Origin of the sequence: Flavobacterium aquaticum (genome assembly GCF_003259835.1) — a bacterium.
In the GTDB taxonomy this organism is placed as follows: Bacteria; Bacteroidota; Bacteroidia; order Flavobacteriales; family Flavobacteriaceae; genus Flavobacterium; species Flavobacterium aquaticum.
This window is the reverse complement of sequence record NZ_QLMI01000003.1, coordinates 368,557-381,718: the sequence shown is the minus strand read 5'-3', so window position 1 is coordinate 381,718 and position 13,162 is coordinate 368,557. Positions and strand designations below refer to the sequence as shown.

At 30.2% G+C, this 13,162-nt stretch carries 11 protein-coding genes; 2 read left to right on the top strand and 9 right to left on the bottom strand.

Annotation, left to right across the window (positions count from 1 at the left end; genetic code table 11):
* Nucleotide 1: 1 nt before the first annotated feature.
* Entirely contained in the window at nt 2–451 is a 450-nt protein-coding gene (locus tag B0I03_RS06735; RefSeq protein ID WP_111566686.1) for a hypothetical protein, read from the top strand.
* Here B0I03_RS06735 and B0I03_RS06730 read toward each other — a convergent pair.
* The 7 genes from B0I03_RS06730 to B0I03_RS06700 all read right to left on the bottom strand — a co-directional run bounded on the left by B0I03_RS06730 (nt 448) and on the right by B0I03_RS06700 (nt 9,636).
* Nucleotides 448–891 (bottom strand): hypothetical protein, encoded by a 444-nt coding sequence (locus tag B0I03_RS06730; RefSeq protein ID WP_111566685.1) that lies wholly within the window; start codon nt 889–891, stop codon nt 448–450. The two genes, B0I03_RS06735 and B0I03_RS06730, sit on opposite strands and share 4 nt — an antisense overlap.
* A 78-nt stretch (nt 892–969) precedes the next feature.
* Nucleotides 970–1,773 carry a TIGR00266 family protein gene (locus tag B0I03_RS06725; protein WP_111566684.1) on the bottom strand — a complete coding sequence of 268 codons (804 nt, stop codon included), beginning with the start codon at nt 1,771–1,773 and terminating at the stop codon, nt 970–972.
* A 107-nt stretch (nt 1,774–1,880) separates the two neighbouring features.
* A complete protein-coding gene (locus B0I03_RS06720; RefSeq protein ID WP_111566683.1) occupies nt 1,881–2,201 on the bottom strand; it encodes a hypothetical protein in 321 nt (106 codons plus the stop codon).
* Nucleotides 2,202–2,243: 42 nt separating this feature from the next.
* Nucleotides 2,244–3,068 (bottom strand): SDR family NAD(P)-dependent oxidoreductase, encoded by an 825-nt coding sequence (locus B0I03_RS06715; RefSeq protein ID WP_111566682.1) that lies wholly within the window; start codon nt 3,066–3,068, stop codon nt 2,244–2,246.
* Between the two features lie 10 nt (nt 3,069–3,078).
* Nucleotides 3,079–3,816, bottom strand: a complete 738-nt coding sequence (gene mtgA / locus B0I03_RS06710) for a monofunctional biosynthetic peptidoglycan transglycosylase (RefSeq protein WP_111566681.1) — start codon at nt 3,814–3,816, stop codon at nt 3,079–3,081.
* A 6-nt stretch (nt 3,817–3,822) separates the two neighbouring features.
* Nucleotides 3,823–8,517, bottom strand: coding sequence for a fibronectin type III domain-containing protein (locus B0I03_RS06705; protein WP_111566680.1), 4,695 nt, complete (start codon nt 8,515–8,517; stop codon nt 3,823–3,825).
* 6 nt (nt 8,518–8,523) lie between these two features.
* Nucleotides 8,524–9,636 (bottom strand): NAD(P)/FAD-dependent oxidoreductase, encoded by a 1,113-nt coding sequence (locus B0I03_RS06700; protein WP_111566679.1) that lies wholly within the window; start codon nt 9,634–9,636, stop codon nt 8,524–8,526.
* A 90-nt stretch (nt 9,637–9,726) separates the two neighbouring features.
* Between B0I03_RS06700 and B0I03_RS06695 the strand changes: the two genes are divergently transcribed.
* Nucleotides 9,727–11,190 carry a TlpA family protein disulfide reductase gene (locus B0I03_RS06695; RefSeq protein WP_111566678.1) on the top strand — a complete coding sequence of 488 codons (1,464 nt, stop codon included), beginning with the start codon at nt 9,727–9,729 and terminating at the stop codon, nt 11,188–11,190.
* Here B0I03_RS06695 and B0I03_RS06690 read toward each other — a convergent pair.
* Together B0I03_RS06690 and B0I03_RS06685 are read right to left on the bottom strand one after the other, a co-directional pair.
* Complete coding sequence (locus B0I03_RS06690; protein WP_111566677.1) at nt 11,187–11,870, bottom strand: DedA family protein; 684 nt, start codon at nt 11,868–11,870, stop codon at nt 11,187–11,189. The genes B0I03_RS06695 and B0I03_RS06690 overlap by 4 nt on opposite strands.
* Nucleotides 11,871–11,872: 2 nt before the next feature.
* A complete protein-coding gene (locus tag B0I03_RS06685) occupies nt 11,873–13,135 on the bottom strand; it encodes a dicarboxylate/amino acid:cation symporter (RefSeq protein WP_111566713.1) in 1,263 nt (420 codons plus the stop codon).
* Nucleotides 13,136–13,162 lie beyond the last annotated feature (27 nt).

The window sequence follows — 13,162 nt, the reverse complement described above, 5'->3', positions numbered from 1 at the left end:
TATGAGAATTCTAGTTTTTATATTCGTTTTAATCATTTCCATTGGATTACAAAGTTGTAATTCGACAGTAAAAAGTGTGTATCGTGATGACTTTAGAAGTGCTTCCAAAACAGAAATCGAGAATATTCAGAAAGAAGCAAATGCTAAAAGCAGTAACAAAAGTATTTTATTCCTGACTCAAGTGTACAAAGGAGAAAAAATCATCATTTCACAAAATGGAAAAACGATCTACTCTGAATATCCCATAACTAATTTAAACAATAGAATTGCTTCTTATTTAAGTTTTAACAACCAACAAGATTTGGTAATTAAAGATGTAAGCTCTAAAAAAGAAATCTTAATTCCCACTAAAAAGTCGAGCAAACACAAATATGTTTACTTGATGAAAAAAGTTACTAAGGGAAAATTTCAATTTATCATTACGTATAGCAATACGCTTAGACCTATTTAGTACTTGTGACTAATTGCGACATCTCCGTAAAATTGCATCAATACAAAAGCACCAATTAAACTAGAAGCAACGCCTTCAAAAAATAAAACACCACAATATTGAATGATATTTATTTTTCCAACAAAAAAGAAAGTGTCTGATAATGTTGTTAAATAGCTTTCTCCTCCTTTTAGATAAATAAAAAATATAAGCCCAATTATCCCTAAAAAAACACCAAACACTCCAGTAATAAAACCAGAAAATAAATTTTCAAAGTAGTCCATCTTCCCTTTTAGGTAATTATGCTTTATTGTTTTATGAATACCATATAAAACTATAAAAGCATTTAAAAAGCGAAGGTAATTTTTACTTGCCAATCCTAATAAATCCATTAAAAGGAAAAACAATCCGATTCCTAAAAAAATTAGAAATCCATTTTGTAACACTGTTTTATTTTTCATGATTTCCAGAGTTTAGATTAATAAAATTATAAATTTTAATCTAAACTACTGAAAATCAATACATAAAAATATGTTAAATTAAAATCGGTTATCGCCGTCAAGCATTCTTCCTAAACCTCCAAGTAAGCTTCCTTCTTCTCTTCCGCTTCCTCCTGCTTTTGGTGCCGATGCAATAATTCTATCGGCTAAACGTGTAAATGGTAATGATTGAATGTAAACAATTCCAGGTCCGCGAAGTGTTGCAAAGAAAATTCCTTCACCTCCAAAAATAGTGTTTTTAATTCCTCCTACAAATTCAATATCGTAATCTACATCTTTAGTAAACCCAACTAAACATCCTGTATCCACTCGAAGTAATTCGCCAGATTTTAATTCCTTTCTAGCTAAAGTTCCACCAGAATGGACAAATGCCATTCCATCTCCTTCTATTTTTTGCATGATGAAACCTTCACCTCCAAACAGTCCTGTTCCTAATTTTTTAGAAAATTCAATCCCAACAGAAACTCCTTTTGCAGCGCATAAAAACGAATCTTTTTGACAAATAAACTTTCCTCCAAATTGTTGCAAATCAATAGGCACAATTTTTCCAGGATAAGGAGAAGCGAATGAAACTTTACGTTTTCCCATATCTTGGTTTTGGTAAGCTGTCATAAATAAACTTTCTCCTGTTAAAACGCGTTTCCCTGCTGATAACAGTTTCCCGAAAACACCTTGTTGTTGTTCTTGACTTCCATCTCCAAAAATAGTTTCCATTTTGATGCCGTTTTCCATCATCATAAAACTTCCAGCTTCAGCAACAACTACTTCTTGTGGATCTAATTCGATTTCCACATATTGCATTTCTTCACCATAAATATGGTAGTCTATTTCGTGTGCTCTCATAATTTTTAGTTTTCTTAATTAGTCGAACAGATAAATAAAATGTTACTGTAAAAACAAAAATCAGAAAACAATATTGCTTTCGGATTTAAATTATAATTAGAAATATGTTATTTCATCAATTCAGATAATTTTAAGGTTTTTCCGCACATATCAGCAGTAATTTTAAAAATCACATCCCCTTTTTTACCTTCATTTGCCCAGCGTACTTCTTTACCAACATTACATCCAATACTTGTTTTCGAACCTTTATTCAAAGACACAAAGCCAGTTCCGGTGTGAATCGAAATTTTGTCTTTTGAATCGTTTATAAGGGAAAAACTTTCGCCAATTACAATTTCAGAATTTGACGTTTTGTTTAAACTTACTTTTTCTACTGTTCCAAAAGCGGTTAACATTACAAAGCTTAAAGCTAAAATGACTAATTTCATAGTATTACGTTTTTAAATTATTGATTACTAGATGATATAAAATTAAAAATGGCCTAAAACCGATTTTCGAATTAACGAATTAAATAATTTATATCCTAATAAACGTCTAATAAAACTCATAAAATTAGCGTCAAAGCCAATGGTGTATCGCTTGAAATTTTTCTTTGGATTTTCTGCTATATGCAATAAAGTTTTAGTGATTATTGGTGTTAGATTGGTGTTTTTCTTAGTTTTTTTATGTAAAATCGCAGTCACTTTATCCATCAATTTATTGTAAGAATCAATTTCAGTAGCAGTACATTTTGTTACGTTAGCCTGAAAAGAAGTAGGTGCATTACCAAATTGAACTGTACTAACGCTAATATTAAAATCAAGAAGTTCATACGCCATGCATTCCGAAAAACTTTCTACTGCTTGTTTTGTGGAATGATAAAAACTCCCTAACGGTAAATTAACCAAACCTGCAATCGAAGAAATAGTAATGAATTGCCCGAAATCTTGTTCTCTAAAAACGGGTATGAAAGCCCTACAAACTTTAACAGCGCCCAACCAATTAACATTAACAATGTTATCAATTTTATTATCTTCAGACAACTCTACAAAACTTCTGTAACCCAAACCCGCATTGTTTAGAACAACATCAATGGTTTTGTGATTGTTTAAAATTTTATCTTTTGCTTTTGTAATACTATCCGATGATGTTACATCAAGCTCGTAGCAAAATACATTTGGAGTTGTTGCTAAATCTTCGGCCAACTCAATTGAAATCATCGTAGCGATAACGTTCCAATTATTTTTTGCAAAATACAACGTTGTTTCTTTACCAATTCCGCTTGAAGCGCCTGTTATTAATATTGTTTTTTTCAAATTTGTGTTTTTAATAATCCAATTTCACGTAACCAATTTCTCTGCTGATTTTGGCTTTTCTTCTGTTGATATAAGAGGAAGAATTGGATGCTTTGTATTCTCTTGGATTTGGTAAAATTGCGGCTATTCCGGCAGCTTCATAACGTGTTAAACTCGACGCGTCTTTTCTGTACCAATGTTTTGCTGCGGCTTCTGCTCCATATACGCCATCTCCCATTTCGATACTATTAAGATAAACCTCCATAATACGTTTTTTACCCCAAATTAGTTCAATTAAAACCGTATAATATGCTTCTAAACCTTTACGAACATAGCTTCTTCCCTGCCATAAGAAAACATTTTTTGCGGTTTGTTGCGAAATAGTACTTCCGCCTTTTAGCCTTTTACCTTTTGAATTACTCTTGAAAGCTTTTTGCATGGCTTCAAAATCGAAACCCCAATGTTCTAAAAAGCGACCATCTTCACTAGCAATAACCGCTTTTTGAAGGTTTAATGAAATTTCGTCAATTGGCACCCATTCATGACTACAAACCATATCTTTTCCGGCACTATTATGCTCTAAAGCTCTTATTCCCATTAAAGGCGTAAATGGAACGGGAACAAACTTGAACAACAAAACAACCGAAAAACTGATGATATTAAACCATAAAAAAAGCAACCAAAAGAAACGTAAAATCTTTTGACCAGTGGTTCTTTTCTTTGCGGGAGATTTTGGTGATTTACTTTTTGGAGTAGTTTTTTTTGCCATTTTAAATTATTTCTTAATGACTTTAATTGTTTTTTGGACATTATTATTAAATAATATTTTTGCCAAATAAATACCATTTTCAAAATTCGACAAATTTAACTTAATATTATTTCCTTCAATTTCTTTCATTTTCATTAAAACTTGACCTCTTAAATTATAAATAGAAACCTCATAAATATTATTGCCTAAAATATTTAAAACATTGTTTGTTGGATTTGGATAGACACTCAAATTCTCATTTGTAAACTCTTCAGAATTTAAAGCTGAAGATAACGTTAAATCATCTAAATATGCATTATCACCATTACCAGCATTACTTTCACCAATATGCTGCAATGAAACTCTAATGTCTTGACCTAAAAAAGGAGTTAAATCATATTGATATGTTTCAAAATTATCTGAATTACTAGTCAAAGGTATAATTTCATTATTTAATACAACTCCATTTACAACAACTCTAAATCTTGATTTATCAGATGAATCTTTATAAGTTTGCTTTAATCTGAAACTTAAATATAATTGTGAAAAATTTTGACTACTAATTTTAAAATCGACTTTAGAAATAAATCTCTGATTATCTAACCAAATATCTCCTTGAGAAATTTTAAATAAAGAATTATTGTTAGAACCAGACATTCTTAAAACTTTATTTGAAGTATTATTAATTTCTGGAACAATATTTACAACATTAGTTTGAGTACTTTCCAATATAAGTCTGTTGTCTATACCATTTTGAAAATCAAAAACTCCCGAATTATCAATAATAGTTTCATAACCTTCTTTTAATTCAAAATTATCCGCAATCAAATTAACAGAACCACTGTATATTGGATTAATTAAAAAACTATATGTACCAGAAATAATTGGGGTATAATAATAATCTAACTGATTGTAATTATACTCGGACAAAACTCCATTAATACCTAAATCTGTTTCCATATAATGACTCTCATGCCCTCTTCCCACTGACATCAAAATCTGCATTGGGCTATATTGATAAGATTTTCTTGCTTGCAAACTAAACTTATATGTAACCCCTGAAATAAGATTAAAGACTGGAGAATGAATTCTTGTTGAATAATTATTAAAAAAATGTAAATAGGTACTATCATCATAACCATTTATAATATGATCAGGATTGTAGAATGAATTCGAAAATAAAGTTTGTGGGCTATTTTTCAAATTGAAATTACCAATTAAATATTTAAAACATTCAGGCAAAATATTTGTCCCATATTGTGACAAATTTCGAAAATCTTCAATCCAAGGTAATTGATTAGAAGAACAACTTGTTGTTAGTTTAATAGGACCGATAGTAACTGAATTATTAACATTACATACTGTTTTGAAATAAAAATCATAATTACTTGCCTCTAAAAGTCCATTTATATTTAGTTCATTTAAATTAGTACTCAAATGAACTCCTGTACCTTGTATAAATCCTTGGAGTCCATATTCAACTTCAATTAAAGAACCATTTGTATTATCCCATTCAACTAAAGCTGAATTATTAGTTATTTGAGTAAAATGAATATTTATTGGTTCTTTACACCCATTTTTATCTTCAAAAATAACATTATCAATTTCAACCATATTACCAACAATACCAGGAGGATGTAAAATTTCTTTTGGTAATTTAATAACAAACATTTTATTAGATCCTAAATAGTTTTCAAAGTCAACATAAATTTCCTTACCATATAAAGGAATATCGTCTAAATCAATTGTCTGATATTCTTCATACGTATTTAAATCTAATGGATTTTTTATTGTACCAACCGAAATTGTCTCAACTGCATCTCTTTCCTGTCCTAAAACCCAAAATTTAAGCTTCTTATTGTTGTTAAAATCACCTATGTATGGTGAAATCAAATATGCATTTTCAATTTCACCACTATTTGAAATTTTTAAAGAATTTGGAGAACTTGTAAAATTTGGTATTTGTGAATTGGATATATGCATGTAAATTGAACTCTGCCAATTTTCATTTGTTGTCCAACAGATATCCGGTTGCAAGTTTACATTACTCCCTGTTATATAGGCATCAAAGTTTTCATAATAAGGTGATGTAACATAACATGAAGATTTAAAATCGTAAAAATCGCTCCAATTAATTGTACTTGACGAACAATTATTTCTGACTCTGAATTGATATTTGGTGTTTGGATTTAACCCTGAAATAATCGTAGGAATCGAAGTTGTATTAATTATAGTCCCTGTTCCTGGAGTAAAACCGATTTCTCCATATTCAATTTGACAGTCTATTGAAGCACTTCTATTTGTTTGCCAACTCAATTCTATACCGTCTAAACTAATTTGGCTTGCCATTAAATTACTTGGTCTTGTGCAATCATTTTGTAAATACTCAAAGTCATCAATAAAAACTAATGTATTATTATTGTTAGCATCCGCAATTCTAATGCCTACATATTTATCAGTACCATAATATGTAGAAAAATCTACAAAATTTTGAATCCATTGATTAATCGCTAAACCAGATAACCTTTTGTATAAAGTAAAGGTTGTAAAATCATCAGGATTAGACAAAGTTCCTATCTCAATTGTTGCTCCAACCAAATTTAAGTAAGACCAAAAAGAAATTTTCTTTTCGTTATCGAAATCAATTAGTCTTGGCGTAACGAGAATCTTTCGTTCTATTTGATTATTTTGAATTCCTGCATTAATGTGATACAAATTAATTGATTTATTTCCCGTATGTCTTCTTTGAGAATCATAATTAATTTGAGAATTTGGCGAATAAAAAGACCTCCTTATTTGTGCTGTTAATCTTCTCCAACAAGTATTTGTATCGAAACTTCCTGTTTCAAAACCATCAACATAACCTGCATAAACCCCTTCACATCTAGTTTTGAATGTTCCTCTATCCGACCAGTCACTGTAACCTGAACTACAGCTATTTCTTACATAAAAATCATATTCTTGATTAGAATTTAAATTAGTCAAAATAAAAGTATTTGAATTAACAACTACAATTGTCCCGGTTCCTGGAACAAAACCAGTTGGACCATACTCTATTTCTGAAAATGTGTTTGATTGAGAAGATACATTATCCCATACTATTTCAGCATAATTATAATCTGTTTTAATACATTTTAAATTAAATGGTTCCTTACATGATGGAATATCCTCATAAGTAAAATCGTCAATATGAAATGTACTACCAATATTTCCTTGCTTAATTGCAATATAATTATGATTCAAGTTCGTATTATAACTATCTAAATACACAATATGCTCTTTCCAATAATCATTAACCTCAAAACCATTAATTTCATTCATTTCAAGCGGTGAAATCGTAGAAAAAGGCACAAACGTACTTGTGTCATTTGGATTTGATAAAGTACCTATTACTAGTGGATTTAAATTATAATCAGAATCACCTCTTGAAACTAGATAAAATTTTATTCTTTTATTATTGTCCAAATCATTAATGTAAGGTGTAATTAAAAATGATTTTTGTGATGTTGAAGTGGAACTATTATACATTTGTATATACTTTGTTCCTGTCCTAGGAATAATACTTGTATTACCCCCTATTGGCGCTTGATAAATATTACTGTAGAGTGTTGAGGTGGTCCAGCATGGATCTATATAACTTGATTCTAAAAAACTCGTCGAATATCCTGAATTAATATTTTCACAAGGTGTAGCAAAACTAACTAACGGTGTCCAATTTGAATATAAACCAACGGCACAATTAGCTCTAATTTTAATCTCGTATGTTGTTTCTCCAGTTAAATTTTCTAATAAAAATGGGGTTTGGTTAACTAAAAATGTCTCTACAATATTATGCGTTACATCTTTCTTATAAACTTCCCATGAAGTTTGATTGATATCTGCATCAAAATTTATTAAAGCTGTAGACTGAGTAATATTTGAAATGTTCAAGTTAGTATTGTCAAAACAATTTACAGATTGCTCATAAGTAAAATCATCAATATAAATATCTCCAAAAGTGCCTTGACTCTTAATTGCAATATAAGAATCTCCCGATTGATAATTATTCATAAAAACATCTACTTTTTGAAAACCAGCACCCCCATTCAAACTAACATTGCTTAATGGATGAAAAGTTGAAGGATCGTACGGATTGCTTATAGTACCAATTTGTATATTATAATTTCCTTGATAACTATCTATATAAAAAGAAAACTTTTTATCTGTTGATAAGTCGGATATTTTTGGAGAAACTAACATAACTCCATAATTACTAACCCATCCCATATATAAAGATTCTCCAGAAACACTATAACCAGGAACTAATACTTCTTGGACATTACTATAAGTGTTAGAAGTGACATTTTGAAGCCTATATCCTCTCCAACCTTCATCTAAATCACTCCCTTCAAAGTCATAAGAATATCCAACACTCTTAGGTAAAATACTAGGATAATTCCCATTTATAACGAAATCGGCTTCCCAAACCGTTGGTTGCCCAAAAGAATTATAAAAATTTCTACTAAATTCATAAGTTATGAAAGGATTTAGCTTAATAGTTGTTGAACTACTATAAACTGTTCCTCCATTAATATAAGTACCACTTCCTAATGGTCTATATCTATAACTCCACCAAACAGAACTTGTTCCGTTAATTTTAAAATTCCCATTAATATCTATTTCAACAACTTGTGAAAAAACATTTAGAGAAAGTAGTAATAATAAGTAGTAAATTTTTTTCATAATATTTTATATCAAATCTGCTAATTCTTGCCCGACTAAACTGCCAATGGCAACTCCCATTCCCCCCATTCTAACTCCGCAATACACATGGTTTGAAAGTTGTTCTACTATAGGTTTTTTGTGTGTTCCCACGCCCATAGTGCCGCTCCATCGGTGTTCAATCTCGAACGTTTGATGTGGCAAAATTACAGTTTTTAATAACTCTTCCAATTTATTTTGAATCAATTCGGTTGTATCATGTGAAGTAGTAGTTTCGCCTTCGAAATCTAAGTTTCTTCCGCCACCAAAAAGAATTCTATCGTTGATATTTCTAAAATAAAAATAGCCTTTATCTAAATGAAAAGTACCTTTAATATCTAAATTCGGAATTGGTTTTGTAATCAAAACTTGCGCTCTTGCCGGCTTAACTTGATTATTGGTCAATTGCAATGCAAAACCATTTGTGGTGTATAATAATTTATTGGTTTTGAATGTAATTCCGTTAGTTTCCACCTCAACACCATCGTTTAGTTCTTGAAAGCTTGTTACTGTTTGATTGTTTAAAATAAGGATGTCGTTTTGATATGCTTTTTTTAGCAACGCTTGCATCATATTCCCAGTGTCGATTTGCGCTTCAAATGGATTGAAAATCAAATTTTCGAAAATACCTCCAAAATTAAATCGATCTATTTCTTTCGAAAAAACATCCGTTTTAAAAAGCGGTTTGATAATATCATTAATGAACGGTATTTTTTGAATACATTCGTTATAAAACGATTCGTCTTCTTTCAAAAACAACTCATAACCACCATAAGGTTTCAAATCAATAACGGAATCACCGAGATTTTTTCGAAGCAATTGCAATCCTGCATATCGTTTTTGAATCAATTGTATTACTTCTTCTTCGGTATGCGTTTTTAAATCGTCTATGATTTCGGAAATACTTCCAAAACAAGCAAAACCAGCATTTTTTGTACTCGCTCCTTGAGGCAAAACACCTTTTTCGAGAATTAAAATTTTTGATGAAGGAAATCGTTCGCGCAAAGCTAATGCAGTATGCAAACCTACAATTCCACTACCAACGATAGTAAAATCTACGTTTGAAAACCAATTTTTTATTTCCCAATAACTGAGTTGCATTGTTCTAAATTTAAAAAGTAAATGTAAGAATTTGTTTTTAGTTACACACTAAATCTCGTTATTTGCGTTATGATATAAAAATCTGAAAAAATGAGAATTTATTTACTTTTTACAACGCTGTTTTTTAGCCAAATTATTTCTGCCCAAAATTCCTCAAAAAGTATAACCCTAGTTTTCAAAAAAAGCAATTACCATTTTGAAGAAACTTCAGGATTTAAAAGAATGAATTCGTTAATAAATTATTCGGAACACAATTCGTACAGAGAAACTTATCTTTCACCAAATAACAAAGAAAAAAACGACACGATACAATTGAATATTGAATCGGATAAGATTTTTTTAATTCACAATTGGAAAGAATTGAATAAAAGTTCAAGGGTCATTTTGTATGCAAATGATGTGGTTGAAATTGATTACGAAAAAGGATTTCCAAATTTCAAAATTCAAAACAGAGCGGTAAAACCGTTTGATTTAAACCTTGAACACCAATTAAATTTAAGTTTTCCGATTGATAATTTTGTCTTTTATCAAACGAATAAAAGAAGTAGAAATTCAAAAGAAGAAAAAGAATATAAAACGGAGTTAGCTAGCTTTATTCAAAGCTCTAAAGTAGCATTGGATGAACTTTTAAATTTGGATAAAATTTCACAAGAAACGTATGATGCGCAATTGAATTACATTACTTTTTACACGTTAAATACAGATACAAAAACAAATTTTTTTGATTATAAAAACAATCTTCAAAACGAAGAATTAATTTGGTTAAAATCGTATCGCTATTTTTTGGAATTATATGTAAAAAACGAACTTAAAATTAAGAAATACGAAAAAGAAATTAAAGATTTTGAACTAAAAACCACTAACAACAAAACCAAAACTAAAGATGTTAGCATTCAGTATGAAGATAGCGAAAATAGTTTCCTTCAAATTGAGAAATCGGACTTGTTTTCTGCAAAAGCAAAAGAATATTTGTTGTACGTTTATTTGAATCGAATTGCAAAAACAGATTCACAAAAGCTATCAACTTATATCTCAATTTTTAAAAAACATTCAAACGATAAAAAATTAATCGAAGGTTTTGAAAGTGCCTTTTTAGTTGATATTGAAGCTTTAAAGCAAAATACTTCAGAAGTTGTTTTATATGACGAATACAAAAAAGCAACTACGTTATCATCTTTTATTGAAGCTAATAAAGGTAAAATAATCTATATAGATTTTTGGGCGAGTTGGTGTGCGCCATGTAGAGCTGCATTTCCAAGTTCGAGAAAATTACACGAAGAATTCAAAGAAAAAGAAATTGTGTTTTTATACTTATCTACAGATGCCAACTTTGAAGCTTGGAAAAAAGCAAATCAATTTGAGAAACTAAACGAAAATAGTTATTTCATCATTAATCCAAAAACCTCAGAATACTTAAAAAAACTAGCTATTGATTTTATTCCAAGATATGTTTTAATTAACTCAAACGGTGAAATTTCAAATTCAAAAGCACCTTCTCCTGATTCTGATAAAATCAAGCAAGAGTTGAATAACTTATTACAAAGTAATAATTAATCCGTTGTATTTTTTCTTGCTTTAATTGCTTTCATAACCAATGGAAAAGTAGTTACTGCAATTAAAATTAGGATTATTTTTTCGATGTGTTTCTTTAAATCGATGCCAAATTCTTCGTTAAAGAATCCGTACAAATAATGTCCAGCAAAAACCAAAAGAAACGACCATAAAAGCGAACTCAACACGTTATAAAACATGAATTTACTTTTTTCCATGTGAACAATTCCTGCGATAATGGGCACAAAAGTTCTAACTATAGGAAGAAAACGAGCAAAAATGATAGCTTTTCCTCCATGTTTTTCAAAAAACGCTTGCGATTCGTATAAATATTTCTTTTTGAAAAAGAAACTATCCTCTTTATTGTATAAAAACTGACCACTTTTGGCACCAAACCAATACCCAAAAATATTTCCTAAAGTTGCCGCTGTAGCAATCAACAATGCCAAAATCGTAACATTAGATAAATCACTTGGAATCATGAAAAAGGTTTCAACTAATTCACGACTATAAATTCCCGAAAGAAACAAAAGACTATCTCCTGGAAGAAAAAATCCAGCAAACAAACCTGTTTCTGCAAAAACGATGAATAAAACCATGTAGATTCCAATAGGAATTCCACCGACTTCCATAGTAATGTAGAACTCAGGATTAAAAAGTTTGGTCCAATGAAAATCGTTCATAGCTATGCCAATTTATTTACAGATTTAGCTACAATCATAGAAACTGCAGCGTCTCCAGTAACATTAACAGTAGTTCTACACATATCTAAAGGTCGGTCAATGGCAAAAATTAAAGCTAAACCTGCTTCAGGAATTCCAGCTTGTGCTAACACAATTACCAACATTACCATTCCGGCACCAGGAACAGCGGCACTTCCGATAGAAGCTAAAGTTGCGGTAACAATAATTCCTAATTGAGTAGCTAAAGACAAATCCATACCAAAAGATTGTGCAATAAAAACAGCTGCAACCGCTTGATATAAACTGGTTCCATCCATATTAATTGTGGCACCAATTGGCAAAACAAAACTGGCTACTTCATCATCAACTCCTAAATTATCAACCGTTCTTTCCATAGTAACTGGTAAAGTAGCTGCACTTGAACTCGTTGAAAAAGCTAATAATTGAGCTGGAGAAATTCCATTGATAAAGAATTTTGGGCTTTTCTTAGCGAATACTTTAACCAAAAATAAATAGAAAGACATTACTAAAATTAATCCTATAATCACGGTTAAGCCATACATCCCAAGTGCTTTAAATAAATCTAAACTTGGTGATTCGGCTACAATAGCAGCTAGTAATGCAAAAACACCAATAGGCGAAAACAACATGATAATATCAATCATTTTCAAAATAATTTCATTGAAACTATCGAAAAAATCTTTAACGGGCTTAGATTTATCTTCAGGCAATAAAATCATAGCAATTCCAAAAATTACTGCAAAGAAAATTACCTGCAACATATTTCCGTTATCAGCAGAAGCTTTAATAATATTATCAGGAACAATATCAATCAATGATTGTAATGGACCAACTTCACTTTGCTTATTTGCTGCTTCAATTTTTGAATTAGCATCAGCAGTATAACTTGAAACTAATTCGGTTCTAGTTTGTTCAGAGATAAAACTTCCAGGTTTAATAATATTAACAATTACTAATCCAATAGAAACAGCAATAACCGTTGTTAGTATATATAATCCGATAGTTCTTCCGCCCATTTTAGACAGCTTAGAAATATCTTTTAAGTCAGAAATTCCTTTAATTAGTGAAGCCAAAATAAGTGGAACTGCAATTAACTTTAATAAATTAATAAATATGGTTCCGAATGGTTTTACCCAATCCACAATAACGTCTTTTCCCCATGTAAATTGAATCAATATAAAAGCAAATAAAACCCCGAAAACCATTCCTAGTAATATTTGCCAGTGTAGTGCTAATTTTTTCATTATCAAGTTTGCTTTTAAGATTGTGAA